Here is a 24910-nt window from a genome sequence, read left to right on the forward strand (position 1 = left end):
ACTCTCGGCACGGAAATCGTGACTATCTGTATTGACGTTGACTCGCGTACACTGTCAGGCGACGACAGTGGTCCCGGCCGAGGAGTGTGGATCCGCACCGTGATCCCCGCCAGGCCGGTCCAGACCAGCATGAGGGAGCGGTAGTGCCCCGAGGCGACGGCCGGCTGAGCCACGACCTTGACCCCCAACGACCCGGCCCGCAGGACGCCTGTGGCGTCTTCGGTGTCTGGGCCCCCGGTGAAGAGGTTGCCAATCTGACCTACTTCGGCCTCTACGCCCTGCAGCACCGCGGGCAGGAAGCCGCGGGCATCGCCGTGAGCGACGGTTCGGGCGTGGTGGTCTACAAGGATCTCGGCCTGGTGGCCCAGGTCTTCGACGAGCCCACCCTGGCCAGCCTGCGCGGCCACCTGGCGATCGGGCACGCCCGATACTCCACGACCGGCGCCTCGAACTGGGAGAACGCCCAGCCGACCATCCGGTCGACCAGTTCCGGCACGACCATCGCGCTGGCCCACAACGGCAACCTGGTCAACACCGCCGAGCTGGAGAAGGAGGTCGCCGAGCGCGGCCTCGTCGCGGACGGCTCGACAAACGACACCTCGCTGGTGACCATGCTGTTGGCCAGTCGTCCGGACCTGTCGGTCGAGGCGGCCGCGCTCGAGGTGCTGCCGCAGCTGCGCGGCGCGTTCAGCTTCGTCTTCATGGACGAGTCGACGCTGTACGCGGCCCGTGACCCGCACGGCGTACGCCCGCTGGTGCTCGGCCGGCTGGAGCGTGGCTGGGTGGTGGCGAGCGAGACCGCCGCGCTGGACATCGTCGGCGCCAGCGTGGTGCGCGAGGTCGAGCCCGGTGAGCTGATCGCGATCGACGAGGAGGGGCTGCGCTCCACCCGGTTCGCGGCGCCGGAGCCGAAGGGCTGCCTCTTCGAGTACGTCTACATCGCCCGCCCGGACGCGACAATCGCCGGGCGGAACGTGCATGCGGCGCGGGTGCAGATCGGCCGGCAGTTGGCCAAGGAGCACCCGGTGGAGGCCGATCTGGTCATCCCGGTGCCCGAGTCCGGCACGCCTGCCGCGATCGGTTACGCGGAGGCGTCCGGCATCACCTACGGCGCGGGCCTGATGAAGAACCCGTACGTGGGCCGCACCTTCATCCAGCCGTCGCAGACCCTGCGCCAACTGGGCATCCGCCTCAAGCTCAACCCGCTGCGGCAGAACGTCCGTGGCAAGCGGCTGGTGGTCGTGGACGACTCGATCGTGCGCGGCAACACGCAGCGGGCCATCGTGCGGATGCTGCGCGAGGCGGGGGCGCTGGAGGTGCACGTCCGGATCTCCTCCCCGCCGGTGAGCTGGCCGTGCTTCTACGGCATCGACTTCGCCACTCGGGCGGAGCTGCTGGCCAACGGGCTGGACAACGACGGCATCCGGCGCTCCATCGGCGCCGACACGCTGGGCTACGTCTCGCTTCCCGGCCTGATCGCCGCGACCGAGCAGCCGAAGACCCGGCTGTGTCGGGCGTGTTTCGATGGTGAGTACCCGATCGAGCTGCCGGCCGGCAACCTGATCGGCAAGCACGTCCTCGAAGGGATGGGCCGCCGGGTCGCGAACGCGACGCCGGAAGCCCCGGACAGCTTCGGCCCGCTCGTCGCCACCCCTGGTGGCGTGACCGCAAACCGCCCGTAGCACCAACCGGCGCGGCCCGGCCACCGCCGGCGCGGCACCGAGAACCACAAAGGGGAGAACCGTGACGCACGTGTCCGAGCGCAGCGGCGCAGGAAGCAGCCCGACCGGCGCCGGCGGCGACCACCAGCCGTGGACGGCCGGCGCTGGCCGACAGGCCCGTAAACGCTCGGTCTCGTACGCCGACGCCGGGGTCTCCATCGACGCGGGCGACCGCGCCGTGGAGCTGCTCAAGTCGAAGGTGCGCCAGACCCGCCGCCCCGAGGTGCTGGGTGACCTCGGCGGCTTCGCCGGCCTGTTCCGGCTGGACACGAAGAAGTACAAGAGCCCGATCCTGGCGTCCTCCACCGACGGTGTGGGCACCAAGCTGGTGATCGCCCAGCAGATGGACATCCACGACACGGTCGGCATCGACCTGGTCGCGATGGTCGTCGACGACCTGGTGGCCTGTGGCGCCGAGCCGCTGTTCCTGCTCGACTACATCGCCACCGGCGAGGTCGTCCCGGACAAGGTGGCCGAGATCGGCGCGGGCATCGCCGACGGCTGCCGGTACGCGGGCTGCGCGCTGCTGGGCGGGGAGACCGCCGAGCACCCGGGTGTGTTGCGCCCGGACGAGTACGACATCTCCGCGACAGGTGTCGGTGTGGTCGAGGAGGCCGACATCCTCAGCCCGGACCGGGTCGAGGTGGGCGACGTCGTCATCGCCATGCGTTCCTCCGGCCTGCACTCCAACGGCTACTCGCTGGTGCGGCACGTGCTGCTCGGCGCTGCCCGCATGCGTCTGGACATCGTGATCGACGACTTCGGACGGCAGCGGACCCTCGGTGAGGAGCTGCTCACCCCCACCAAGATCTACGCCAAGGACTGCCTCAAGCTGATCGCCGAGGCCGAGGTGCGGGCGCTGTCCCACATCACCGGCGGCGGCATCCCCGGCAACCTGGTCCGGGTGCTGCCGGAGCACGTCGACGCCGTGGTCAACAGGTCCACCTGGAAGCCGCAGCCGATCTTCGACCTGATCCAGTCGAAGGGCCGGATCGACGACCACGACATGGAGTCGACCTTCAACATGGGCGTCGGCATGTTCGCGATCGTCTCGGCCGAGGACGCCGACCGGGCTCTGGCCACGCTCACCGGCCGTGGGGTCGAGGCGTGGCAGGCCGGCGAGATCATCGAGGGCACCGGCAACGTGCAGATGGTGGGTCAGCACACTCGCGGATGATCACGCTCCGGTGATCGTATGGGCACCTGATCAGGGCTTCACCCGAGTGGCCAGTGCCGCCTAGCCTGAAGGGCTCGGGCTGGGCGGAGGAGGGTGATGGCTGCTGGGGGACTGTCGTTCAGCGGGATGCGCGGTCTGGCCGCGGTCCCGTCGTACGTCGTCATGCAGCCGACGACCCTCTGCAATCTCGACTGTGCGTACTGCTACCTGCCGTTTCGGTCCGCTGACCGGCGGATGTCGGTGCCGGTGGCCGAGGCGGTGGCGGCGGCGGTCAACCCGTGGGCGGCGGCCGGGCGCTTCTCCGTGGTGTGGCACGGCGGCGAGCCGCTGGCCGCCGGCCGGGAGCACCTGGCCGACCTGATCGCGCCCTTCGGGCCCGAGGTCGAGCACCACGTGCAGACCAACGCCACGTTGATCGACGACGAGTGGTGCGCCTTCTTCGCCCGGCACGAGGTGCGGGTGAGCGTGAGCGTGGACGGGCCCGCCGAACGCAACGGCGACCGGGTCAACCGTGGCGGTCAGCCGGCGTACGACCGGATCCTGCGCGGTGTGGCGGCGCTGCGCCGCCACGGGCTGCCCTTCTCCGCGCTGGCCGTGGTGTCCCGGCCGGCACCGGGGCTCGCCGCCGAGTTGTACGACTACTTCCTCGGGCTGGGCTGCGACGTGCTGGGCATCAACATCGAGGAGACCGAGGGGGTAAACACCCGCGACAACAGCCATGACGCGGCGGCGGTGACGGCGTTCTGGGCCGAGTTGGTGTCGGCCTGGCGCAAGGAGCCCCGGATCCACCTGCGCGAGGTCGAGTGGTCGCTGCGGTACGCGGCGGCGGTGCTCGACGGCGCGGCGGACGGCGTGTTGCCCCGTCGGCTGGACCCGATCCCGACCATCGGGCACGACGGCTCGGTGACAGTGCTCTCCCCGGAGCTGGCCGGCTTCACCTCCCCGCACTACGGCGACTTCAGCAGCGGGAACGTGCTTGCCACCCCCCTGGCCCGAATCCTGCGGGACGCGGCGTCGACGCCCTGGGTTGGCGAGTTCCTGACCGGCGTGGAGGCGTGCCGGGCGTCGTGCCCGTACTTCGGCTTCTGTGGCGGCGGTCATGCCGCCAACCGTTACTTCGAGCTGGGGCGTTTTGACGGTACGGAGACCGAGCACTGCCGCAACAGCAAGATCCGCCTATTGGAGGGAGTGTTGGAGCATGCCCGAGACCACCAGTCACCGGCGGCCTGAGCGCGAGGCGGACGACGCCCCGGACGGAGTCACCGAACGGGTGCGGGAGGCCGCCCCCGGGCTCGTCGCGCTGCTTCAGGAGGCCGAGGACGCGCGGCGGCTGCGGGCGGAGGTGTCGGGCGGAGACGGCGTCAGCGCGGTCTGCGCCTGGAACCACTTCGAGAACATCCCGACCTTCTACAACTGGAACAACCGCCCGCGCTGAGGCCGACGGTGATCAGGGGCCTGTCGACCGGTCGGAGTGACCTCCGGTCAGGGCAGGCCCCTGATGATCGGCACCGATCTCGCTCCCGACGGGCACATGCGTGAGCACGCGGGGGTTACCGCGTGCTCAGCTGCGTCGAGAGGTCAGCGGGTCGGTCGGACCCAGGGATCCGGGTCGTCGTCCGCGTGATTCTCATCATCGTCGTCGACGAACTCTTTTGAGTCGTCGTCGAAGTGGTGCTCAGACTTACCAGCACCCGCCAGTTCGCGCTGCAAGGCGGTGAGGTCGGTGTTCGGGGAGTGGTACTTCAACTCCCGGGCCACCTTCGTCTGCTTGGCCTTAGCACGGCCGCGCCCCATGGCTCGACCCCCTCGCACAGAATGCGGGGCAGCCCGAAGGCGGGCCCCGATGACGTCAGGCATCTCTCGTGGCTCTTACGGTACATGGGGATGCCATCGTTCGGCACCTCGGGTTACCGTCGGCCGGCTCTGCGCGTCGCGGCGATCCGGCCGTCACCCAGTGTACCTGGTAAGGAGCGGAACGAGGTGCACCCGTGACACCGGACAAAACATGCCAAACTTGATCCGGCCTCAGCTTACCGAGACGGAGCGGCGCGGGAGGCCCGGAGGCGGATCCCGGTCGATCCGCCTCCGCCCTCGAATGGTCAGCGCAGGTGGATCGTGCGCAGGCGACCGACCTCGGCCATCCGCCGCTCGGCCAGCCGGTCCGCGGCGACCGCCGGAGGCACGCCCTCGGCGTCCGCCAGGTGCAGGATCTCGCGGGTGGTGTCGTAGATCCGGGTGGCCCGCAGCTTCGCCCGCTCGAAGTTGAAGCCCTCGATCTCGTCGGCCACCTGGATCACACCACCGGCGTTGACCACGTAGTCAGGGGTGTAGAGGATGCCCCTGTCGGCCAGCAGCTTCTCGATGCCCGGGTGGGCGAGCTGGTTGTTCGCCGCTCCGGTCACCACCTTCGCGCGCAGCGCCGGCACCGTGTCGTCGTTGAGCGCGCCGCCCAGCGCGCACGGGGCGTACACGTCGATGTCCGCCGCGACGAGCGCGGTGGCGTCGTCGACCAGGGTGACCTGCGGGTGGTTCGCGCGCACCCAGGCGAGGGCCTTCGGGTTGACGTCGGTGGCGACCACCTCAGCGCCGTCCTCCAGCAGGTGCCCGGTCAGGTACTTGCCGACCTTGCCGAGGCCCGCCACGCCGACCCGCCTGCCACGCAGGCTCGGCGTGCCCCAGACGTGCTCGGCGGCGGCCCGCATCCCCTGGAAGACGCCCCAGGCGGTCAGGATCGAGGAGTCGCCGGCGCCGCCGTGCTCCACGCTGCGGCCTGTCACGTACCGGGTCTCGCGGGCGATGATGTCCATGTCGGCCACGTAGGTGCCGACGTCGCAGGCGGTGTAGTAGCGGCCGGCGAGCGACTCCACGAAGCGGCCGTACGCGCGCAGCAGCGCCTCGCTCTTGACCTGCTCCGGGTCGCCCCAGATGACTGCCTTGCCGCCGCCCAGGTCCAGCCCGGCGAGCGCGTTCTTGTACGCCATTCCGCGGGACAGGTCGAGCACGTCGGCGAGCGCGTCGTCCTCGCTGTCGTACGGGTAGAAGCGGGTGCCGCCGAGCGCGGGCCCCAGCGCGGTGGAGTAGATCCCGATGATCGCCTTCAGGCCGCTCTGCTTGTCCTGGCAGAAGACGACCTGTTCGTGACCTGTCGATCCCGGGTCGTCGGTGCTCGCGAATACGCCCATGACTGGCTCCTGAGTGGTGTGCGTTCCTTGTGGGACGCGGACCTGGTGGACCCCGGCGGGGATGCTGCCGGTGCGGTCGAGCCTAGTATCGGCCGCCGTACGACCGCCCGACGTGCCGCCGCCGTCCCACGTTGCGGCGCGCGTGGTCCGGCCGCTGGCCGCGTACGAGAGCGGTTCGTGGGAGGATCGCGCGGTGCCGTCGCTCTTCGCTTCTTACCTGCGCGTGTACGAGCCGCTGACCGCCTTCGACCGGGACCGGCAGAGCTACTGGCGCCGCTACGTCTCGGAAGGGCGGGCGGTCGCCCCGGTCGAGGGCCCCGGCCGCCAGCGGACGGCGGTGATCGAGGCGCTGGGCGCGGGTTGGACCCGGCTGCCGGACCTGCCCGAGGAGGCGTACGTCCTGGAGACGGACGACGGCCTGCTGGTCTGCCCCTGGAACCTGCGCATCCGGGTCGCTGAGGCGGCGCTCAACGCCCGCGACGGGGTGCCCTCGGTGCTCGCCGACGCGTTCGTGCCGCCGGTGCTCGCCGGGCAGGCCAGGGCGGTCGTCGACGACTGGCGCAGCGGCGCCCGGGTGCTGGAGCACGGTGTGCCCCGGGTGCACGAGCAGATAGCCACCTGGGGCGTACCGCTGCGGTGGTTCGTGCTCTTCGACCCGGCGGAACGTGACCTGGTCACCGAGCCGGGCCGGCGGGCGTTGCGCTACCGGACGGAGATCTCCAAGGCCCGTCGCCGCTCGTCGCGGGCGTTGTCGGTGCTGCGTAAATCGGTGGGCGAGGCGCCGATCACCGAGGCGGTGGAGGAGGCGGCACGCTGGCTGGAGGAGTTCCACCCGCGCTCGGTGGTGGAGCTGGACTACGGCGGCCTGGTCGACCTGCTCTCCGACGAGACCCTGGCCGCGGACGACTCACCGGAGCTGGTCGCCGGTGGCCTTGCCGGGCTGTCGCGCGGTGAGGCCGAGGAGGCGTCCGCCGCGTACGACAAGCTGGTGGCCCGCTGGCGTGCCGTGCAGCTGCTGGAACGGTGCAACTAAGGCATTTCGCCCCTAGGAGCGCTCCCAAGGCGAGGTGCGCTCGTAGTTGACGCATCACGAACCGTGATCATGAGTCCGAATAAGGTAGTTTCTGCCGTGTAAAAGTCGTAAAAATCGGGCATGGTTCATCCGTCCGTCTAGGGACCTTCATCCGTTCGGCCCATGTCGGACATCGGGGACTAGCCGGACCATGGGAGACGCGTCGGCCGGCGGGACCCCGGCCGATGTCTATACATGTGGAGGAGTGACCGATGGCATCGCGAACGCACGAACCAGAGCCGCTACTCACGCCGGCCGAGGTGGCGTCGATGTTCCGTGTCGACCCGAAGACGGTGACCCGGTGGGCGAAGGCGGGCAAGCTCAGTGCCATCCGCACCCTGGGTGGTCACCGTCGATACCGCGAGTCGGAGGTCAGGGCGCTGTTGCAGGGCCAGATCCCGCAGCAGCGGCAGGGCGACTGAGCCGGCAGGAGTTTTTCCGGCAAAGGGCGGTGGATCTCGGTCCGCCGCCCTTTGTCGTGCCCGCCCTCAGCGCTGCCCCTCGGTCAACGTGACCCGGATGCCGACCGTGCCACCCTCGCCGCGGCGCAGCCGGCTGCCGATCAGGCTCAGGCGGCCGATCACCCGGTACTTGTGCTTGAGGAGATCGCGGATGCGGCCCGTGTCGCGGCGACCGGAGATCGTCGCGTGGGCGGGCACCTCCGCCCCGTGCGGCCGGCCCCGGACGTCGCACGGCGCCACAGTCACCTCGCCGTTGTGGCGGATCCGTTTCACCTTCCCCGAGTCGGCCCGGGTCCAGACCGCCAACGCCTCGCCGTCACGGACCGCCCAGACCGGGGTCGGCACCGCCCGACCGTCCTTGCGGAAGGTCGTGAGCAGGAGGTACTTCTCGGCCGACAGCCGGTCCAGCGTGGTCACGCCGCCAGGATACGGCCGCTGCGGGCCACCCGGAGGCCGGATAGCGTGAACCCCGTGACGGGGGAGCCTCTAATCGGTGACGTGGTCGGCGAACTGCTGCGGGACGCGCTCGCCGTGGCCACAGGTGTCGGACCGCGGCCCCTGGTCGGCGGGCGGCTGCCCCGGCCGGTCATCGAGATCATCGAACGCGACGACGGCCTGATCAACGGCGCCCCGGCCGCGCACTACCTCGACGGGCCAGCCGACTGGCAGCCGTACGACCACCGGGCCGTCGACCGGGCCCGGGGCGAGACGCTTGACGTCGGCTCCGGGGCCGGCCGGATCGCGCTGCTGCTCCAGGAGCGCGGCGTGCCGGTCACCGGGCTTGACACGTCGGCGGGCGCGCTCGCGGTCAGCCGCCGACGAGGCGTACGGCGGCTGGTGCACGGCACGGTGGACACGCACGTCGGCGACGGCCAGCGGTACGACACGTTCCTGCTGCTCGGCAACAACCTCGGGCTGTTCGAGGGGCGGGAGCGGGCGCCCGGGTTCCTGGCCGCGCTCGCCGCGCTGGCCCGACCGGGGGCGCAGATCATCGCGCACGGCACCAACCCGTACGGCACCCGCGATCCGCTGCACACCGGCTATCACGAGCGCAACCGCAGCCGGGGCCGGCTCGGTGGCCAGCTGCGACTACGGCTGCGCTACCGGGAGCTGGGCACCGGGTGGTTCGACTACCTGGTCTGCTCGCCTGACGAGTTCGCCGAGCTGGTGCACGGCAGCGCCTGGCGGCTGACCGATGTGGACGACCACGACGCCCCCTACTACCTGGCCACCCTGCGCCTCGCCGGCTGATCGGAAGGGGGCCCTCATCGACGAGGGCCCCCTCCGGCAGATCAGACCTGGACGGTCGGGGTCAGCTCCTCGGGCGGGAGACCGCCATCGCCGTCGACCACCTCGTCGGGGGTGCCGTCCTCGTCGATGTCGACCATGGTGATGTCCACCTTGCCGTCACCGTCGGTGTCGAACTGGAAAAGGTCGGCCTTGCCGTCGCCGTCGGTGTCCACCACCCACACGTCGGTCTTGCCGTCGTTGTTGGTGTCGGCGCGCAGCAGGTCGACCCGCTCGTCGCCCCGGGTCTCCACGATCTCGGAGTCGGTGCTCTCCCCGGTGGTGACGCTCTCCGGTGCCTGGCTCATCTCGATGCGGTCCTTCCCTCGGTTGACTCGCCGTACGTACCCGATCGCGCGCTCCCCCATGCATGGGCGGGTTCGCCGTGCTGTCTAGGGTCGCACCATGAGCGAGCGGAGCGGACCGGGCACCCGAGCCGGCGTGGCGGGGACCCCGCGCGCCACCGGGACGGACAGGGAGGCGTGATGAACGATCGTTTCGTGGTCGTCGGTGCGGGCACGATGGGGCTCGGCATCGCGTACGTGGCGGCCGGGGCCGGGCACGCCGTCGAGCTGGTCGAGGTGGACGCGGCCCGGGGCGCTACCGCCCTGACCCGGCTCGCCGACCTGTGGGAGCGAGCCGTGCAGCGCGGCAAGCTGACCGCCGACGAGGCCGCCGCGAACCGGCAGCGGGTGACGCTGCGTCCGAGCCTCGCCGAGATCGCCCCCGCTCCGGAGGTGATCGTGGAGGCGGTGCCGGAACGGCTGGACCTGAAGCGGACGGTGCTGCGGGACGCCGCCACCCTGAACCCGGCCCTGCTCGCGAGCAACACGTCGAGCATCGCCATCGGCGAGTTGGCCGCGGGCCTGGCCGCGCCCGAGCGCTTCCTCGGCCTGCACTTCTTCAACCCGGTCTGGGCGATGGCGTTGCTGGAGATCGTGGTCGGCCCAGCCACCGCCGAGGAGACCACCGCGGCGGCCGTCGCGCTCGCCGGTCGGCTCGGCAAGGACCCCGTCGTCGTACGCGACCTGCCCGGCTTCGCCACCTCCCGGCTCGGGGTCACCCTCGGCCTGGAAGCGATCCGGATGGTCGCCGACGGGGTGGCCAGCCCGGCCGACATCGACAAGGCGATGGTCCTGGGCTACCGGCACCCGATCGGGCCGCTGGAACTCACCGATCTGGTCGGCCTGGACGTGCGGCTGGACATCGCCCGCACCCTCCAGGCCGCGTACGGGGACCGCTTCGCGCCGCCGGAGCTGCTGGTGGAGATGGTGGCCGCCGGGCGGCTGGGCAAGAAGTCGGGGCACGGCTTCTACCACTGGGAAGGCGGTGTGAAGCGGTGAGCGCGGTCGCGGACGGATGGTGGGCACGGTGAGCGGGTTGCGGATCGAGGAGCGGCCGGATCGGCTCGTGGTGACGCTGGCCCGGCCGGAGAAGCGCAACGCCATCGACGCCGACCTGATCGCCGAGCTGCACCAGGTCTGCGCCGAGTTGGAGACGCACCCCCGGCTGCTGCTGTTGACCGGCGGGGCGGAGGGCATCTTCGCCGGTGGCGCCGACATCGGTCAGCTCCGCGAGCGGGGCCGCACCGACGCCCTCGCGGCGATCAACTCCGCGGCCTTCGCGCGCATCCGGGCGCTGCCGATGCCGAGCGTGGCCGCCGTCGACGGCCCGGCGTTGGGCGGTGGCGCGGAGTTGGCGTACGCCTGCGATCTGCGGGTGTGCACGGCGCGGGCGGTCTTCGGCCAGCCGGAGGTGCGGTTGGGCATTCTGGCCGGCGCCGGCGCGACCCACCGGCTGCCGGCCCTCGTCGGCGAGGGCCGGGCCAAGGAGTTGCTGTTCACGGGCCGGCGCGTGGACGCCGCCGAGGCGTTGCGGATCGGTCTGGTGAACCGGGTGGTGGACGAGCCCGGCGAGCTGCTGACGGTGGCGCACGGGCTGCTGGACGAGATGGCGCAGGGCTCGCCGCTGGCGTTGCGGCTCACCAAGCTGGCGGTGGACGCACCCGCCGCCGCACATCCGCAGCTCGACCTGGTCAGCCAGGCGGTGCTCTTCGAGGACGAGGAGAAGCACCGCCGGATGACCGAGTTCCTGGAGCGTCGCCGGGCCCGCTGACGCGGTGACACGGAACGGCCGCACCGGCTCCGAAGCCGGTGCGGCCGTCGCGGTCCGCGGTGGTGCTCAGTGCCGGATCTGCACCCCGGAGTCGGCGACCGCCCGGATCACCTGGGCCGACTCACCGAAACCGATGATGAGGACGGCGTCCGCCCCGAATTCCTTGATCTCCTTCGCGCCGCCGGTGAAGTCCACGGGGGCGGCCTTGGCGTCGGCCGGAGGGTCGTACGTGAGCAGCTTGAGCCGGTCGGCGGGGATGCCTGCCTTCTCCAACTCGTCACGGACGGTGGCCTGGAGGCCCTCACCGTAGGAGTCCTTGCGGGCGACGATGACGATCTTCTGCGATCCGTCGCGGAGGACCACGTCGGCCAGCGCCCGACCCTGCAGGCTGTCCGGCGGGGCGGTGCGGAAGTAGAGGCCCTTGTCCTCGATGTCGGTCAGGCTGGCGTCGGTGTTGCAGGGCGAGAAGAGGATCTTGCCGGCCCGCACGACGTCCGGTATGACCTCCCGGGAGATGCCCGAGGCGCCCGCGCCGATGATGATGCTGACCCCGTCGGCCACATGCCTGGCGACCGTCGCCTTGGCCACGGCCGTGCTGGTGCCGTCGTCGCCGTCCTTCCACGTCACCGGCTTGCCCAGCGCGCCGCCAGCGGCGTTGATCTCCCTGATCGCCAGCGCCGCGCCTGCCGCCATGGGCGGGTACGCGATCGCCAGGTCGCCGGTCTTCGGCAGCAGGCCGCCCACGATCAGCGGCTGCTGGTTGTCGGCGGCACCGGGACGCGACTTCTTCGCCTTCGGCGGGGTCTTGGTGCTCGCCGCCGACTCGGCGCCCGCGCCGACGAACTCGGTCTTGCCGTCGTTGATCTGCTGGCCGTCGAACGTCAGCGTCGCGTAGCTCGCGGTGGCCGGCTCACCCTTGTCGGTGAAACCGGCACGGCTCAGCGAGACGCTGCGGTACTCGATGTCCTGCCCGGCCCGGGCCAGCGTGAGGCAGCTGGCCGGGTCCTCGCAGCGCTGACCGTTGTTGGTCACGCCGACGATCTGCTTGGCGATGGCGGCCGGGTCGGTGCTGCCGGCCAGTTGGGCGGCGAGCACACCGATCACCACAGCGTCGTACGTCTCGGCGGAGTAGAGGTAGTCCGTCAGCGCCGGATTGACGGACCGTAGCCGGCTCTTGAAGTCGTCGGGCAGCGGGGTGAGCGGCGTGGTCCCCTTCATCCCGTCGACGAGATCGGCGCGTTCCTTCAACTCCGCTGGATAGGAGTTGAGCATGTTGCCGTCCGTGCCGTAGAGGCGCACCTGTTGGGCGCTTCCTTCTTCGGCCTTGTCATCCCCGCAAGCGCTTGTGGCGAGCAGGATCGTCGCGCAGGCGGCCAGTGTGGCCACCCGCGAGCGGCGTGATACGAGCATGGTCGTCCTTCCTCCGGCGAAGGTCCGCTGCGCACATTAGCGTGCCGGAGCCGGCCGCGGGACCGTGGAGGTGGCGAAATGCGCAGGTCGCTCGCGTCGTACACGGAGAGTGACGAAATTGGTGGGCCTTGACCGGCCGTCCTACTGTGCGCTGGGTGACGGACCTACCACAGCAGACGTTCGACGACGCGACCGCCGTGCTCCGCTCGGCGCTGGCCGGCGATGGGGAAGCGGTGACAGGTGCGTTCGACGCGGTCGTCGACCGGGCCGGCCTGCCCGGCGCGTACGGGGTCGCCTGGTGCCTGGCGGCGACGATGGTCGGCGACGCCCCGCCGAGCACCGGATGCGCGCTTGACTTCCCGGGCATCGAGCAGGCGGACTACGACACCCGCTGGGTGGCCCGCTTCGTGAGCGCGTACGCCAACCGGGACGTGCCGACCGGGGAGGCCCTGTTCGGTGCGGCCGCGGCCGACGGGCTGCTCTCCGACTGCCTGCTCACGCTCGCCGGTTCGACGATCGCCACCCTGCGCAGCCGCGCCGACTGACCCCGCCTCCGGAGCGCGGCGCCCGTCCGGCGCCGCGCCCGCGCGGACCGTTCAGAAGGCGTGGTACGCGACCAGCGGCTCGTACTCGTAGCGGACGTTGTCGAAGCGGACCCGGAAGTTGACCCCGTCCCGGACGTTCGTCGCCACGGTGATCCAGCCGGAGTTGGCCGGCAGGTAGGTCCAGTAGTTGCAGTTGCCGGTCTTGTCGATGAAGATCACACAGGCGTCGGTGCCGTACGCGCTGGCATTGCGCACGTTGATGTCGCGGCAGCGGCTTGTGGTGCGGTACGGGCCGGCCTGGCCGCCGTAGCCGCCGGTCTGGAAGAACGAGCGAACCGCCCCGCCGTAACACGTGGCGAGCGGGGCGAAGAGGTTCGGCCCCGAGGTGAAGTCGGTGTCGTCGGCGGTCTGAGCGGCCGGCGCGGCGGCCTGGGCGGCCTGGGTGGGTGCGCCGGTCGCGAGCAGGGCGGCGGCCGTGGCGACGGCGAGCAGGCGGGCCTTCGGGGATGACATGCGTGCCTCCGGAACAGTTGACTAACCGTCCGTATTGGACGGTCTCGCTGATCGTGACGATGATACTGATCGATCAATGCGCTCGTGGTCCCAGATCGTCCGCCGTGTGTGATAGCTCTGGGGACATGTCCGAGGCCATGCTCAGCAAGGTGCGCAAGCTGCTCGCTCAGGCCGAGGACCCGGCCTGCACACCCGCCGAGGCGGCGGCCTTCACCGCCAAGGCCGCCGAGTTGATCGCCCGCTACGGCGTCGACAGGGCGTTGCTCGCCGTCCGGGACCCGACCACCGACCCGGTCGGCGACCGGGTGCTCGACGTCGTCGCCCCGTACGCCCGGGACAAGGTCGGCCTGCTCGCCGCCGTCGCCGAGCCGCTGCGCTGCCGCTGCGTCCGTCGCCGGCAGGGCAACGGATTCGCGGTGCACCTGTTCGGCTTCGCCAGCGACCTGGAACGGGTGGACCTGCTCTTCACCTCACTGCTCGTGCAGGCCGCACAAGGGCTGGCTGCCACGGAGGTGCCCGACGATGACCATCCGGCAGCCTTCCGGCGGTCCTGGCTCGCCGGCTTCGCCGAGGTGATCGGGGGCCGACTCTGGGCAGCCGAGACGGCGGCGGCCGGCGAGTCGGGCGGCCCGTCGGTGGCGCTGGTGCTGGCCGACCGCTCCGACCGGGTGCAGCGGCGGCTCACCGAGGAGTACCCGCGACTGCGAACCGCGCCGGCACGCCGGCTCGGCGGCACGGGCTTCGGCTCCGGGGCGGAGGCGGGAAACCGCGCGCACCTGGGCGGCCGGGGCCTGGACGGCAGCCGGGCCGGTCGACAACTCGACCGCTGACTGTGACTCTGGCCTGGGCTCAGGCAGGATCGGCGGGATGGGGGCGTGACACCGTGGCGAGATAGCGCGTGAGCAACTCGTGCCAGCCCGCCGTCAGCGCCTTGCGGTATCCCTCGGCCGCCTCGCCGTGCCTGTCGAAGTGCCTGTGCTCCAACTCGACACGGGTCCGTTCGGGCCCGTCGGGAAGGAACAGCACCTCGACCTCGCTCGCCTTCGCCGGGTCCGGCACCGGCACCCGGTCCGGACCGAGCTGCCAGGCGAAGACCAGCCGCCGTGGCGGATCCCACGTCAGCACCCGTCCCCAGTCGGCGCGGAAGCCGTACGGGCCGATCTCGTAGAGCATGCCGCCGGCCCGTGGCTCCATGCCCAGCTCGGCGAGGGCCTCCGGACCGGACCACGTGTACTCGGTGACCCACCAGTCGGTCAGGTCATCGGTGAAGACCGCGAACGCCCGCTCGGGGGGACCCGGGACGAGGAGGCTGCAGCGTAAGGAGAACCGCTCCAGGTCCTGCCGGATGTCGGCCGGATCAGCCATCCCCTGTCCCATAGGCCCGGACCATACCGGCTGATGCCTCGGTGTGCAGCTTCGCGAGGTGCCCGGTTCCAGACAGTGGGTTGCCGAGCCGTCACGGACGGGATGCCCCGCCGGAAATCGGGTACCCGCGCCGAACGGCCGGACGACCGGGTCGGCAAACGGGAGCGGGAGAGCATGAGCGAGAGCGCGCAGCAGCGGCATCCGGACCGGGATGCCGACGCCGGGGAACCGGACGTCCTGCTCGACATCCCGAATGTCTCGGTCGACTCGATCCGACTGGTCGTGGACGGGCTGGACGCCGACATCTCGCTGCGTGCCCGGCTGGCCAACCTGCTTCAGCTCGACGCCGGCGTACGGGTCCACCTCCACGGCGTCGAGCTGGACGTCGACGGAATGCACGCCGAGGCGCAGCTGCGGGTACGGCTGGAACAGTTGGCGACACTCCTGGGCCGGGCACTCGACACGATCGACAACAACCCGCAGGTCATCGAATCCTTGTCCCGGGCGGCCAGCAGCGCGCTCGACGACGTCAACCGCAGTACCGAGCAGTTGGCCGCCGCCGGCGCCGCCGGGGTCACCGCCCTGGCACAGCACTCCGGCGTACGCGACGAGCTGGCCCGACAGGCGGGTCTGCCAGGCCAACTCGGCGACCAGGCAGCACAGCGCGCTCGCCCGGCGGAGCCTCGCGCCGCAGGGTCTCGCCCGGCGGAGTCTCGCCCCGCAGGGCCTCGCCCGGCGGAGTCTCGCCCGGCGGAGTCTCGCCCGGCGGAGTCTCGCGCCGCAGGGTCTCGCCCGGCGGAGTCTCGCGCCGCAGGGTCTCGCCCAGTGGAGTCTCGACTGGCGGGGTCCGGGTCGGCGGGGTCCGGGTCGGCGGATGGGCAGCGGGTGGAGTCGCGGTCGGCGGATGGCCAGCCGCCGGAGTCACGCCTGAAGGGCCGGTGGCCTGTGGATCGGGCCTCCGCGCAGGCGCACCCGACCTCCGCGGGGCAGGGATCCGAGGGGCAGCGTCCGCCCGAGGGCCAGGACCAGGGCGAGGCCCGTCAGGGTGGCGGCGGTCAGGGCGGTGGTGGCCAGGCCGGCAGTGGTCAAGGTGGCGGTGGTCAAGGTGGCGGTGGTCAAGGCCGTGGCGGGCGAAGTGGCGACGCGCAGGCCGGTAGTGGTCAGGGCGGTGGTGGTCAGGCTGGCGGTGGTCAAGGTGGCGGTGGTCAAGGCCGTGGCGGGCAGAGTGACGATGCGCAGGGCGGCGGTGGTCAGGGCGGCGGTGGTCAAGGTGGCGGTGGTCAAGGCCGTGGCGGGCGAAGTGGCGACGCGCAGGCAGGCGACGGTCAGGGCGGTGGTGGCCAGGGCGGTGGTGGTCGGGCCGGCGGTGGTCAAGGTGGCGGTGGTCAAGGCCGTGGCGGGCAGAGTGGCGACGCGCAGGCAGACGGCGGTCAAGGCCGTGGTGGCCAGGCCGGCGGTGGTCAGGGCGGCGGTGGCCAGGGCGGCGGTGGTGTGTCCGGTGGGGCGTATGCCGCAGCTCAGAGCGCGGCGCAACTCGCCGAGCAGGCTGGGGAGACCCTGCGGCAGGCGGGACGCAGCGTGTGGGAGGCGATCCAGGGCGGGATGGCCCAGCACCGTCACCAGGGCCGCCGCGATCAGTGATCACGTCCTGCGCAGGCGGTGGTGCTCCTTGGGACGCGATGATCGACTCGGTTTCGGCGATGTCGCGGTATCCCGGTCGCTGCGATACCCCGATATCGCCGAAACCGAGTCGATCAAGGGGCGGGCCGGGCGATCACGGCGCGGGCCGGGCGGTCACGGGGCGGGCCGGGCGGGCCGGGCGGTCACGGCGCGGGCCGGGCGATCACGGCGCGGGCCGGGCGATCACGGCGCGGGGAGAAGGTCGGGCAGAAAGCAGAACGCCGACCGCGTTTCCGCTGGTCGGCGCTCCTGTAGCCCGGCGAAAGGCTATGTGGCCAGGGGCGGGGTCGAACCGCCGACCTTCCGATTTTCAGTCGGACGCTCGTACCAACTGAGCTACCTGGCCGTGTTGCTCGGCTCATGCTACCCGCCAACCGGATGAACCGCTGGCAGGGTCACCTGCGCCGATACGCAGAACGCCGCGCGAGGCGCGGCGTCAGCGCTGCGGTCCTGACGGGACTTGAACCCGCGACCTCCGCCTTGACAGGGCGGCGAGCACTCCAACTGCTCCACAGGACCTAGCTTGTGTTGCTCCGGCTTGCGCCGGTCGTGCCCCCAACGGGATTCGAACCCGTGCTACCGCCTTGAAAGGGCGGCGTCCTGGGCCGCTAGACGATGAGGGCGGCCCCGCCATCATTGCACATTCGCAACTTCAAGCGGACTTGCTCCCATCCGGCCCCGCCGGAGGCTTGGAAAGCATACGTGATGCCTGGCTGGTCAACAAAATCGGTATCGCTGAAGCGGTTGTGAACCGTATAACCGCAGGTCAGGGCCCTGATTTAACGAAGTCGGGTGATGCCGAAGCGGTGCTTCAGGTCGGCGATCAGGCCCGGGCAGGCGGCGAGCGTCGCGCCCCGGTTACCGCCTCCGTCGTGCAGCAGCACGATGGAACCCGGACGTGCGGCGTTGTGGACCCTCCTGGCGATGGTGGCGGCGCTCGGCTTGTCCCAGTCCTGCGGGTCGACGGCCCAGTGCAGCGGGCGCATGCCGAGATCCTTCGCCACGGCCAGGACCTCGGGTGTCCACCGGCCACCGGGTTGCCTGTAGAAGGACACCTGTGCGCCCGGGGCGGCCGTCTGGATGGCCTTGTTGGTGCGGGCCAGGTCGGCCCTGATGTCGGCCTCCGGCCGGCGGGCGAGGTCGAGGTCGTGCCGCCAACTGTGGTTGCAGAGCTGATGCCCCTCCCGGACGATCCGTCGGATCAGCTCCGGGTGTCGCTGGGCTTCGAGGCCGACGACGCAGAAGGTGGCCGTCACGTGGGCCGCCCGCAGTTGGTCGAGCACCTTCGGGGTCCAGGCTGGGCTGGGCCCGTCGTCGAAGGTCAACGCCACGGGGCGTACGCCTGTGGTGCGCCGCAGCCCGGCGGGGAGCTTCGCAGGCAGTGGTCGCAGGGGCGGCTTCGGCGCCTTGGTGTGGGTGGGGCTCGGCGACGGGGTGGGCGTCGGGGTGGGCGGGGCAGACGGGGTGGTCGACTCGGCGGGTTGCGGCCCGCCGGCGGCGTGGACGGTGCTGTCTGGCTGAGCGCAACCGGACAAGACCAGCACCACGGCGAGGACGGACGCCAGGGCGGCGCGGGCTTGCATCTGTTCGCTCCCGGGGGGTCGGGGCAGGCGGACATCCCCGACGGTAGTGGAAGCGGCCCAGTGACCGACAGGCCGGTCACGCCTCCCGCGACTGGTCGAGCGAGTCACGGACCGCCACCGCGAGTGAGACCGCCTCGGCCAGGTCGACCGGTCGGACCACTCCGGCGGGCAGCGTGTCGGCCCGCCAGCCGGGGCCGGCGGCGAGGATCAGCAGCGGGCGGCGGGGTGCCGCGAGCAGCGCGCTGAGCTGGGTCGGGTCGGCCGTGGCCCGGGTGTGTGACCAGAGCACCACGGCGGCCGGGCCGGTGCGGTTGACCGCCTCGACGAGGGCGGCCACCGGCACCCGGGCACCCAGCATCCGATAGCTGACCCCGGCCTCGGCGAGCGCGGCGGCCAACGCCTCCAGGGGCAGGGTGTGCTGCTCCTCGTCGGCGCAGGAGAGCAGGATCCGGGCGGGGCCGATGGGCGCCTTGGCCTGGCTTGCTGCCGCGAAGGCCTCCGAGACGCACCTGGAGACCAGGTGTTCGACCTCGATCAGGCCGGCGGTGGTGGCGTGCCGCTCGCCGACGCCGGCGAGCACGGGGCGCAGCAAGGTCTCCCAGGTGGCGATGACGCCGCTGGCGGCGATCGTGTGGGCGATGGTCTCGTTGATCGCCGCCGCGTCGAGGCGCATGGCGGCGCGGGCCAGGCCCCGGGCGGCCGGGCCGGCACGGCCGACCGGGATGGCGCCGCCGCCGTCGCGGCCGGTCTGGCGGATCCGGCTCCGGGTGACGGAGTCCACGTGTGTCCGGTCCGGTGCCTGCCGCGCCCACCGGGCCGCCTCGGCGGGGCTCACGCCCTCGGCGGTCAACCGCCGCATGGTTTCGAGGCGAGCCAGATCGGCGGGGGTGTAGCGGCGGTGGTGGCCGGGCACGTGCTCGCTGGGCCCGAGCCCGTAGCGCTGGTGCCAGGTGCGCAGCGTGGTGACCGCGACCCCCAGCCGGCGCGCGACGGCGCCCGCGCTCAGCGCCTCATCGGCCACCCGACCGCTCCGCCGTGTCATCCGCCGACGATCCGGACGGGGTCATGGTGGAGCCGGGGGCGCCCGACGGCCCCGAGGGGCGCAGCAGACGGTTCACCACCCCGCCCAGCCAGGGCGCGTACGACCGGGGGTCGCGGTCGAGTTCGGCCTCCAGAGCGGCCGGGTCGGCCCAGCGCAGCTCGGCCACCTCGTCCGGGTCGGGTCGCAGCGGGGCGGCGGGCAGGAAGTCGCCGCGCAGCACGTGGTCGTACTCGAACTCGACCCGACCGGAGGTCGGATCCTCGGCGTAGTAGACGTAGACGCCCACCTCGGTCAGCTCGACCGGGCCGGTGCCCAGCTCCTCCTTCAGCCGCCGGTTGGCCGCCTCGGTGAGCGATTCGCCGGGTCGCGGGTGGCCGCAGCAGGAGTTGGCCCAGCGCAGCGGGAAGCGGGTCTTGACCGCGGCCCTTCGTTGCAGCAGCACCTGGCCGTCCGGGTCGATCAGCAGCACCGAGAAGGCCCTGTGCAGTTGCCCCGGCGGCTGGTGGGCGGCGGCGACAGTGGTGTCACCGTGGGCCTGCCCGGCGTCGTCGACCAGCTCGACGAGGTGGTCCTCGCGGCTGGTCATCGGCCTTCTCCGGTGATCCGGCCGGCGGCCAGCTTGCCGGAGATCAACACCATCGGTACGCCCACACCGGGCTGGGTGCCGGAGCCGACGAAGACGACGTTCGACAGGTCGCGGTGCAGGTTCGACGGGCGGAACGGCCCGGTCTGGAAGAGGGTGTGCGCGGCGGCGAACGGGGTGCCGGCGGCCATTCCCTGCTCGGCCCACTCGGCTGGCGTGATCGCCTGCAACACCTCGACCCCGGCGCCGAAGCCCACGTACCCGCGCTCCTCAAGCGTGCCGATCAGCTGGTCGCCGTAGCGCCTGGTCAGGTCGCCCCGCCACTCGAACGGCGCCCGGTCGAGGTTGGGCACGGGCGCGAGCACGTAGTAGGTGTGCCGGTCCGGTGGGGCCACCGACGGGTCGGTCCGACTGGGGTTGGTCACCAGCAGTGACGGATCGGTCATCAGCTCGCCCCTGCGGATGACCTCATCGAAGGTGCCCTTCCACGCGCGTCCGAAGTGGATGTTGTGGTGGGCGATCTTCGCATATCCCTGTCGCGAGCCGACGTGCAGGACGACGCAGGAGGGTGAGTAGGTGAGGCGTCGCGCGGGCGCGGCGGGGAGCAGGTCCCGGTAGGCGACCGGCAGGTCCGGGTTGAGCACCACGACGTCCGCCGGCACCAGCTCGCCGTCGGCGGTGAGTACGCCTGTGGCCCGGCCGTTCGCGGTCTGGACCCGGGTCACCGTCGTGTCGTACCGGATCTGCACGCCGTGCTTCTCGGCGGCGCCGGCCATCGCCCGGGAGACCGCGTGGATGCCGCCGCGGGGGAAGTAGACCCCGGCCACCGAGTCGAGGTACGCGATGACCGCGTAGATGGCAAGCGCGTCGTGTGGGGCGAGCCCGGCGTACATCGCCTGGAAGGAGAAGATCCGCTGGGTGCGCGGGTCCCGGAAGAACTGGTTGATCTTCGTTTGGAGGCGGCGGAAGGCCCCGCCGGTGAGCAGCTTGAGCAGGTTGCCGGTGATGAGGTCGGTGGGCGCGTCCAGGTTGCGCTCGATGAAGTCGGCCCGCTCCAGCCGCCACAGCTCCCGGGCGTAGTCGACGAAGCGCAGGTAGCCGTCGGCCTCCCGGGGCCCGCAGACCCGGGAGATCTCGGCCGCCATCCGGGTGGTGTCGGTGAGCACGTCGAGGGTCGAGCCGTCCGGGTAGTACGCCCGGTAGGCCGGGTCGAGCGGCGTCAGGTCGAGCCAGTCGTGCAGCTCCTCGCCGACCGCGCCGAGCGCCTCGGCGATGAGGTCGGGCATCGTGAGCACGGTCGGGCCGGTGTCGAACTCGTACCCGTCGACGGAGAGTCGGCCCGCGCGCCCGCCGGGGACCGGCTCGCGCTCGAGCACCGTCACCTGTCGGCCGCTGCCGGCCAGGTGCAGCGCGCAGGCGAGCCCACCCAGGCCGGCGCCGACGACCACCACCCGGTCCGTCCGTCCCGTCACCGTCCGCACGTGACCACCTCCTCGATAAGATCGCTCATCAGGCCCGCCGGCTGGTGGCGGCGGTGGCCAACCCGGTCAGCGCGGTACGCGCCGTCCGGTCCACGGGCGCGCTGTCGAGCGCGGCCAGGGCGTCGCCCACCCGCTCGGCGATCATCCGCTCCACCCGGGCCACCGCGCCGGTCTCGGCGACCAGGTCGGCGAGCCGGTCGACAGGCTCGCCGTCGGCCTGTTCCAGGTCTCGGAGCTGGCCGGGCGTGGCCAGTTGCCGCGCCAGCATGAGCAGCGTGGTCGGCTTGCCGGTGCGCAGGTCGTCGCCGGCCGGTTTGCCGGTCGCCGCCGGGTCGCCGTAGACGCCGAGCAGGTCGTCGCGGAGCTGGAAGGCCTCGCCGACGGCCAGGCCATAGCGGGTGTACGCGGTGACCAGCGGGGCGTCGGCGGTCACCCCGGCCAGGAAGGCGCCGAAGAGCAGCGGCTGTTGAACCGTGTAGCTGGCGGTCTTGTAGCGGGCCACGCGCAGAGCCCGGTCGACCGACCAGTTGGTCGGATCGTTCTCGCCGAGCACGTCCAGGTACTGCCCGGCGACGGTCTCGACGCGCATCTGGTCGTAGCAGCGGCGGACCTCGAACAGCCGGGCCGGGGTGATGGTGGCGCGGGCGAGCAGCTTGTCGGCCCAGACCATGCAGAGGTCGCCGATGAGCACTGCCGCCGCCTCGCCGAACCGGCCGGGGTCGCCCCGGTGGCCGGCGGCGACGTGCTGCGCGGCGAGCGCGACGTGTGCGGTGGGCCGGCCGCGGCGGGTGGTGGAGGCGTCCATCACGTCGTCGTGCACCAGCGCGAAGGTGTGCAGCAGTTCGAGGGCGGCCAGCGCCGGCAGGACCGGCGGCAGCGGCTCGGTGCCGCCGACCGCTCCGCGCCAGCCCCAGTAGGCGAACGTGGATCGGATCCGCTTGCCGCCGGCCAGCACGGCTTCGCGCGCCGCGGACGCGAAGCCGCCCATGGCCGCGTCGATCTCGGTGAGTGCGTCGACCTCGGCGGTGAGGAAGGTGGCGAGGGTCTCGTCGACCGCCGTGATCAGGTCCTGGGTGTACGCGGCCAGGACGGCGCGGACTGGATCGTCCCTGTCGCCCGGGCCCGTCGGCGCCACACGTGTCGCGTTGCCCGCAACTGCGTCGTTGGCCATGTTGGCGAGCGTACCCTAGGGTACGAGTTGCGTCGATTGGTGCGTCGATAATTGAGGAGGGCCGGTGGACACGGATCTCACCGCTGCCTATGACCGGTGTCGTGAGCTGCACAAACGTCACGGTCGTACCTACTATCTCGCCACCCGGTTGCTCCCCGCGTGGAAACGACGACATGTGCACGCCCTGTATGGATTCACGCGGTACGCCGACGAGATCGTCGACCGCACCGAGGACCTGCCGCCGGCCGAGCGGGCGGCCCTGCTCGACGACTGGGCCAGCAGGTTCGTGGCCGGCCTGCGCGGCGCGCCTGTCGACGACCCGCTGCTGCCGGCGGTGTTGCACACGATTGCCGTCTTCGATCTCGACCGGGACGACTTTGCGTCGTTTCTGAAGAGCATGGCGATGGACCTGACCGTCACCTCGTACGCGACCTACGACCACCTGCTCGACTACATGGAGGGCTCGGCGGCGGTCATCGGCACCATGATGCTGCCGATCCTGGGCAGCAGCGATCCCGTGGCGGCCCGGGAGCCGGCCCGGCAGCTCGGCTTCGCCTTCCAGCTCACCAACTTCATCCGCGACGTCGCCGAGGACCTCGACCGGGGTCGCACCTACCTGCCCGACGAGGACCTGGCGAAGTTCGGCGTCACCCGTGACGACCTGGCCGAGGCCAGCGCCCGCGGGCGCGGTACGCCCCGGACACGCGAGCTGATCGAGTACGAGGTGACCCGGGCCCAGGCGCACTATGCCGCCGCCGCGCCCGGCATCACCATGCTCGCGCCGGCGTCGCAGGCGTGCATGCGCACCGCGTACGCGCTCTACGGCGGCATCCTCGACGAGGTGGCCGCGCAGGACTACGACGTCTTCACCCGCCGGGCCCTGGTGCCGCAGCGGCGGCGGATGGCGGTGGCCGCCCGCGCTCTGCTCACCTCGACAGGTACCCCGGTCACGATCCCCGGGCCGACGGTCCAGCCGGCGGCCCGGTGACAGCGGGCACCGCGATCGTGCTCTTCACCCGCGACCTGCGGGTGCACGACCACCCGGCGCTGGCCACCACCTGCGCGGCGTTCGACAGGGTGGTGCCGCTGTACGTGCTCGACCCGGCGCTGGCCGGCCTCTCGGCCAATCGCACCCGGTTCCTGCACCAGGCGCTCGCCGACCTGCGCGACGCGCTGCGCGAGCGCGGCGGTGACCTGGTGGTGCGGCGCGGCGACCCGGTGGCCGAGACGATCCGGTTGGCCGGCGAGGTCGGCGCGACAGCCGTGGCGCTCTCCGCCGACGTCAGCCACTACGCCCGTGGGCGCGAGCGGCGGCTGCGCGCCGAGTGCGAGCGGCACCGGCTGCGCCTGCGGCTCTTTCCGGGGCTGACCGTTGTCGAGCCGGGCGCGCTGCGCCCCGGCGGCGGAGGCGACCACTACCGGGTGTTCAGCCCGTACCACCGGGCGTGGACGGCCGCGCGGTGGCGCGACGAGCTGGCCGCGCCCCGCCGGATCACGCTGCCCGACGGGGTACGCGTGGGTCGGGTGCCGACGCCGCCGGCCGGGGAGTCACCGGACGCGGCCACCGGTGGCGAGCGGATCGCCCGCCAGCGGCTCAGCGACTGGCTGCCCGAGCTGGGCAGGTATGACGAGCAGCACGACGACATGGCCGGCGACGACACCTCACGGCTCAGCCCGTACCTGCGCTTCGGCTGCGTGTCCCCGCTGTCGGTGGCCAACCGCGCCGGCGACCGGTCCGGACCGTTCGTGCGGCAGGTCTGCTGGCGCGACTTCTACTACCAGGTCACCGCCGCGTTCCCGGAGATCTCGACGGCCGCCTACCGGCGGGGCGTCACCGAGCAGTGGCGTTACGACGACGATGCCCTGGTGGCCTGGGCCGAGGGGCGGACCGGGATGCCGATCGTGGACGCCGGGATGCGGCAGATGCGGGCGCAGGGCTGGCAGCACAACCGGGCGCGGCTGATCACCGCCGGCTACCTGACCAAGCACCTGGGTCAGGACTGGCGGGCCGGGGTGGCTGTCTTCTTCCGCTGGCTGCTCGACGGGGACGTGGCAAACAACTCCGGCAACTGGCAGTGGGTCGCCGGCACCGGCAACGACACCAAGCCGTACCGGGGGTTCAACCCGGTACGGCAGGCCGAGCGGTACGACCCGGCCGGCGACTACGTGCGCCGCTGGGTGCCGGAGCTGTCGGCGGTGCCGGGCAAGGCGATCCACCAGCCGTGGAAGCTGCCCGAGGATGTCCGCCACACGCTTGACTATCCGCCGCCGCTCTCCGTGCCCGGCACCGACCCGGTCTGGCTGCGCTGACGGGCAGTTGGAGCCCACGCCTGCCAGACCCGTCCGCCGCCGCGGCCAGCTTCGCGGGCGCCTGCGTGGCGTGCGATCGCGGCTACCGGTCCGGAACGCCGCTCGGCAAGGTGATCGCCGACTGAGCGCACGTGGCCTGCGCCGACGTGGTCTGCGAGCGCGACCGGATCCCGCTCGGGGAGACCTTCGCCTCGCAGAAGCCCTCCGACTGT

General features: G+C 71.9%; 26 protein-coding genes, 3 tRNA genes and 1 pseudogene. 13 read left to right on the forward strand and 17 right to left on the reverse strand.

The window, feature by feature from the left end; all coding sequences use genetic code 11:
- Positions 1 to 143 precede the first annotated feature (143 nt).
- From purF to amcA, 4 genes are all read left to right on the forward strand, one after another.
- Positions 144 to 1682 carry an amidophosphoribosyltransferase gene (purF, locus tag OOJ91_RS22165; protein WP_266247819.1) on the forward strand — a complete coding sequence of 513 codons (1539 nt, stop codon included), beginning with the start codon at positions 144 to 146 and terminating at the stop codon, positions 1680 to 1682.
- Positions 1683 to 1743: 61 nt separating this feature from the next.
- Positions 1744 to 2898 (forward strand): phosphoribosylformylglycinamidine cyclo-ligase, encoded by a 1155-nt coding sequence (gene purM, locus OOJ91_RS22170; protein ID WP_266247820.1) that lies wholly within the window; start codon positions 1744 to 1746, stop codon positions 2896 to 2898.
- Positions 2899 to 3024: 126 nt separating this feature from the next.
- Positions 3025 to 4128: a cyclophane-forming radical SAM peptide maturase AmcB gene (gene amcB / locus OOJ91_RS22175; RefSeq protein ID WP_323178581.1), complete on the forward strand. Its 1104-nt coding sequence runs from the start codon at positions 3025 to 3027 to the stop codon at positions 4126 to 4128.
- Positions 4097 to 4333, forward strand: coding sequence for a multiple cyclophane-containing RiPP AmcA (amcA, locus tag OOJ91_RS22180; RefSeq protein ID WP_007454327.1), 237 nt, complete (start codon positions 4097 to 4099; stop codon positions 4331 to 4333). Before amcB ends, amcA begins: the two co-directional genes overlap by 32 nt.
- A gap of 143 nt (positions 4334 to 4476) precedes the next feature.
- On the opposite strand, the gene OOJ91_RS22185 is transcribed toward amcA, so the two are convergent.
- Both OOJ91_RS22185 and OOJ91_RS22190 read right to left on the reverse strand, forming a co-directional pair.
- The gene (locus OOJ91_RS22185) at positions 4477 to 4692 is read right to left on the reverse strand and encodes a DUF3073 domain-containing protein (protein ID WP_007454329.1); all 216 of its coding nucleotides are present in this window, start codon (positions 4690 to 4692) and stop codon (positions 4477 to 4479) included.
- Between the two features lie 305 nt (positions 4693 to 4997).
- On the reverse strand, positions 4998 to 6080 hold the full coding sequence (locus tag OOJ91_RS22190) for a Glu/Leu/Phe/Val family dehydrogenase (RefSeq protein ID WP_266247823.1): 1083 nt from the start codon (positions 6078 to 6080) through the stop codon (positions 4998 to 5000).
- A gap of 193 nt (positions 6081 to 6273) precedes the next feature.
- Between OOJ91_RS22190 and OOJ91_RS22195 the strand changes: the two genes are divergently transcribed.
- Together OOJ91_RS22195 and OOJ91_RS22200 are read left to right on the forward strand one after the other, a co-directional pair.
- Positions 6274 to 7113 (forward strand): hypothetical protein, encoded by an 840-nt coding sequence (locus OOJ91_RS22195; protein ID WP_266249799.1) that lies wholly within the window; start codon positions 6274 to 6276, stop codon positions 7111 to 7113.
- 251 nt (positions 7114 to 7364) lie between these two features.
- Positions 7365 to 7574 (forward strand): BldC family transcriptional regulator, encoded by a 210-nt coding sequence (locus OOJ91_RS22200; protein ID WP_007073996.1) that lies wholly within the window; start codon positions 7365 to 7367, stop codon positions 7572 to 7574.
- Between the two features lie 66 nt (positions 7575 to 7640).
- On the opposite strand, the gene OOJ91_RS22205 is transcribed toward OOJ91_RS22200, so the two are convergent.
- Positions 7641 to 8030 (reverse strand): PPOX class F420-dependent oxidoreductase, encoded by a 390-nt coding sequence (locus OOJ91_RS22205; RefSeq protein WP_266247861.1) that lies wholly within the window; start codon positions 8028 to 8030, stop codon positions 7641 to 7643.
- A 54-nt stretch (positions 8031 to 8084) separates the two neighbouring features.
- Here OOJ91_RS22205 and OOJ91_RS22210 point away from each other — a divergent pair, with 54 nt between their 5' ends.
- On the forward strand, positions 8085 to 8864 hold the full coding sequence (locus tag OOJ91_RS22210; protein WP_266247862.1) for a class I SAM-dependent methyltransferase: 780 nt from the start codon (positions 8085 to 8087) through the stop codon (positions 8862 to 8864).
- Between the two features lie 41 nt (positions 8865 to 8905).
- Here the strand turns inward: OOJ91_RS22210 and OOJ91_RS22215 are convergent, their stop codons facing one another.
- A complete protein-coding gene (locus tag OOJ91_RS22215) occupies positions 8906 to 9208 on the reverse strand; it encodes a hypothetical protein (protein ID WP_007454338.1) in 303 nt (100 codons plus the stop codon).
- 177 nt (positions 9209 to 9385) lie between these two features.
- On the opposite strand from OOJ91_RS22215, the gene OOJ91_RS22220 reads away from it, so the two are divergent.
- Entirely contained in the window at positions 9386 to 10243 is an 858-nt protein-coding gene (locus tag OOJ91_RS22220; protein ID WP_266247864.1) for a 3-hydroxyacyl-CoA dehydrogenase family protein, read from the forward strand.
- Between the two features lie 28 nt (positions 10244 to 10271).
- A complete protein-coding gene (locus OOJ91_RS22225; protein ID WP_266247866.1) occupies positions 10272 to 11015 on the forward strand; it encodes an enoyl-CoA hydratase/isomerase family protein in 744 nt (247 codons plus the stop codon).
- A gap of 66 nt (positions 11016 to 11081) precedes the next feature.
- On the opposite strand, the gene OOJ91_RS22230 is transcribed toward OOJ91_RS22225, so the two are convergent.
- Positions 11082 to 12425 carry an ABC transporter substrate-binding protein gene (locus OOJ91_RS22230; protein ID WP_266247868.1) on the reverse strand — a complete coding sequence of 448 codons (1344 nt, stop codon included), beginning with the start codon at positions 12423 to 12425 and terminating at the stop codon, positions 11082 to 11084.
- Between the two features lie 155 nt (positions 12426 to 12580).
- Between OOJ91_RS22230 and OOJ91_RS22235 the strand changes: the two genes are divergently transcribed.
- Positions 12581 to 12970: a hypothetical protein gene (locus tag OOJ91_RS22235; protein WP_266247869.1), complete on the forward strand. Its 390-nt coding sequence runs from the start codon at positions 12581 to 12583 to the stop codon at positions 12968 to 12970.
- Positions 12971 to 13021: 51 nt separating this feature from the next.
- On the opposite strand, the gene OOJ91_RS22240 is transcribed toward OOJ91_RS22235, so the two are convergent.
- The gene (locus OOJ91_RS22240) at positions 13022 to 13483 is read right to left on the reverse strand and encodes a hypothetical protein (protein WP_266247871.1); all 462 of its coding nucleotides are present in this window, start codon (positions 13481 to 13483) and stop codon (positions 13022 to 13024) included.
- 125 nt (positions 13484 to 13608) lie between these two features.
- Between OOJ91_RS22240 and OOJ91_RS22245 the strand changes: the two genes are divergently transcribed.
- Complete coding sequence (locus OOJ91_RS22245; RefSeq protein ID WP_266247873.1) at positions 13609 to 14313, forward strand: DUF2786 domain-containing protein; 705 nt, start codon at positions 13609 to 13611, stop codon at positions 14311 to 14313.
- A 19-nt stretch (positions 14314 to 14332) separates the two neighbouring features.
- On the opposite strand, the gene OOJ91_RS22250 is transcribed toward OOJ91_RS22245, so the two are convergent.
- From OOJ91_RS22250 to OOJ91_RS22295, 11 genes and pseudogenes are all read right to left on the reverse strand, one after another.
- Complete coding sequence (locus OOJ91_RS22250) at positions 14333 to 14860, reverse strand: SRPBCC family protein (protein WP_266247875.1); 528 nt, start codon at positions 14858 to 14860, stop codon at positions 14333 to 14335.
- A gap of 729 nt (positions 14861 to 15589) precedes the next feature.
- Positions 15590 to 15760: pseudogene (locus OOJ91_RS34495) on the reverse strand (hypothetical protein); the annotation flags it as partial.
- Positions 15761 to 15769: 9 nt separating this feature from the next.
- Positions 15770 to 16468: a hypothetical protein gene (locus tag OOJ91_RS22255; RefSeq protein ID WP_266247877.1), complete on the reverse strand. Its 699-nt coding sequence runs from the start codon at positions 16466 to 16468 to the stop codon at positions 15770 to 15772.
- 332 nt (positions 16469 to 16800) lie between these two features.
- Positions 16801 to 16874: transfer RNA gene (locus OOJ91_RS22260), tRNA-Phe, on the reverse strand.
- A 99-nt stretch (positions 16875 to 16973) separates the two neighbouring features.
- Positions 16974 to 17047, reverse strand: a tRNA-Asp gene (locus OOJ91_RS22265).
- Positions 17048 to 17078: 31 nt separating this feature from the next.
- Positions 17079 to 17151 (reverse strand) — tRNA-Glu (locus OOJ91_RS22270).
- Positions 17152 to 17307: 156 nt separating this feature from the next.
- Positions 17308 to 18111, reverse strand: a complete 804-nt coding sequence (locus OOJ91_RS22275; RefSeq protein ID WP_266247879.1) for a polysaccharide deacetylase family protein — start codon at positions 18109 to 18111, stop codon at positions 17308 to 17310.
- Positions 18112 to 18187: 76 nt separating this feature from the next.
- Positions 18188 to 19132, reverse strand: a complete 945-nt coding sequence (locus OOJ91_RS22280; protein WP_266249800.1) for a MerR family transcriptional regulator — start codon at positions 19130 to 19132, stop codon at positions 18188 to 18190.
- Positions 19122 to 19739 carry an isopentenyl-diphosphate Delta-isomerase gene (idi, locus tag OOJ91_RS22285; RefSeq protein ID WP_266247880.1) on the reverse strand — a complete coding sequence of 206 codons (618 nt, stop codon included), beginning with the start codon at positions 19737 to 19739 and terminating at the stop codon, positions 19122 to 19124. Before idi ends, OOJ91_RS22280 begins: the two co-directional genes overlap by 11 nt.
- A complete protein-coding gene (gene crtI / locus OOJ91_RS22290) occupies positions 19736 to 21217 on the reverse strand; it encodes a phytoene desaturase family protein (protein WP_266247882.1) in 1482 nt (493 codons plus the stop codon). Before crtI ends, idi begins: the two co-directional genes overlap by 4 nt.
- Before the next feature lie 28 nt (positions 21218 to 21245).
- Positions 21246 to 22388 (reverse strand): polyprenyl synthetase family protein, encoded by a 1143-nt coding sequence (locus tag OOJ91_RS22295; RefSeq protein WP_266247883.1) that lies wholly within the window; start codon positions 22386 to 22388, stop codon positions 21246 to 21248.
- 64 nt (positions 22389 to 22452) lie between these two features.
- Between OOJ91_RS22295 and OOJ91_RS22300 the strand changes: the two genes are divergently transcribed.
- Complete coding sequence (locus tag OOJ91_RS22300; RefSeq protein ID WP_266247884.1) at positions 22453 to 23376, forward strand: phytoene/squalene synthase family protein; 924 nt, start codon at positions 22453 to 22455, stop codon at positions 23374 to 23376.
- Entirely contained in the window at positions 23373 to 24698 is a 1326-nt protein-coding gene (locus tag OOJ91_RS22305; protein WP_266247885.1) for a cryptochrome/photolyase family protein, read from the forward strand. The genes OOJ91_RS22300 and OOJ91_RS22305 overlap by 4 nt, the downstream gene beginning before the upstream one ends.
- Positions 24699 to 24910: the final 212 nt, after the last annotated feature.

The sequence above is a fragment of the Micromonospora lupini genome, assembly GCF_026342015.1.
In the GTDB taxonomy this organism is placed as follows: domain Bacteria; phylum Actinomycetota; class Actinomycetes; order Mycobacteriales; family Micromonosporaceae; genus Micromonospora; species Micromonospora lupini_B.

Bases quoted from the DNA above. Each gene is read 5' to 3' on its own strand.
- amcB (WP_323178581.1), top strand. From the start codon at position 3,025: ATGCGCGGTCTGGCCGCGGTCCCGTCGTACGTCGTCATGCAGCCGACG.
- amcA (WP_007454327.1), top strand. From the start codon at position 4,097: ATGCCCGAGACCACCAGTCACCGGCGGCCTGAGCGCGAGGCGGACGAC.
- OOJ91_RS22185 (WP_007454329.1), bottom strand. From the start codon at position 4,692: ATGGGGCGCGGCCGTGCTAAGGCCAAGCAGACGAAGGTGGCCCGGGAG.
- OOJ91_RS22190 (WP_266247823.1), bottom strand. From the start codon at position 6,080: ATGGGCGTATTCGCGAGCACCGACGACCCGGGATCGACAGGTCACGAA.
- OOJ91_RS22200 (WP_007073996.1), top strand. From the start codon at position 7,365: ATGGCATCGCGAACGCACGAACCAGAGCCGCTACTCACGCCGGCCGAG.
- OOJ91_RS22215 (WP_007454338.1), bottom strand. From the start codon at position 9,208: ATGAGCCAGGCACCGGAGAGCGTCACCACCGGGGAGAGCACCGACTCC.
- OOJ91_RS22220 (WP_266247864.1), top strand. From the start codon at position 9,386: ATGAACGATCGTTTCGTGGTCGTCGGTGCGGGCACGATGGGGCTCGGC.
- OOJ91_RS22230 (WP_266247868.1), bottom strand. From the start codon at position 12,425: ATGCTCGTATCACGCCGCTCGCGGGTGGCCACACTGGCCGCCTGCGCG.
- OOJ91_RS22240 (WP_266247871.1), bottom strand. From the start codon at position 13,483: ATGTCATCCCCGAAGGCCCGCCTGCTCGCCGTCGCCACGGCCGCCGCC.
- OOJ91_RS22245 (WP_266247873.1), top strand. From the start codon at position 13,609: ATGTCCGAGGCCATGCTCAGCAAGGTGCGCAAGCTGCTCGCTCAGGCC.
- OOJ91_RS22250 (WP_266247875.1), bottom strand. From the start codon at position 14,860: ATGGGACAGGGGATGGCTGATCCGGCCGACATCCGGCAGGACCTGGAG.
- OOJ91_RS22275 (WP_266247879.1), bottom strand. From the start codon at position 18,111: ATGCAAGCCCGCGCCGCCCTGGCGTCCGTCCTCGCCGTGGTGCTGGTC.
- idi (WP_266247880.1), bottom strand. From the start codon at position 19,739: ATGACCAGCCGCGAGGACCACCTCGTCGAGCTGGTCGACGACGCCGGG.
- OOJ91_RS22295 (WP_266247883.1), bottom strand. From the start codon at position 22,388: ATGGCCAACGACGCAGTTGCGGGCAACGCGACACGTGTGGCGCCGACG.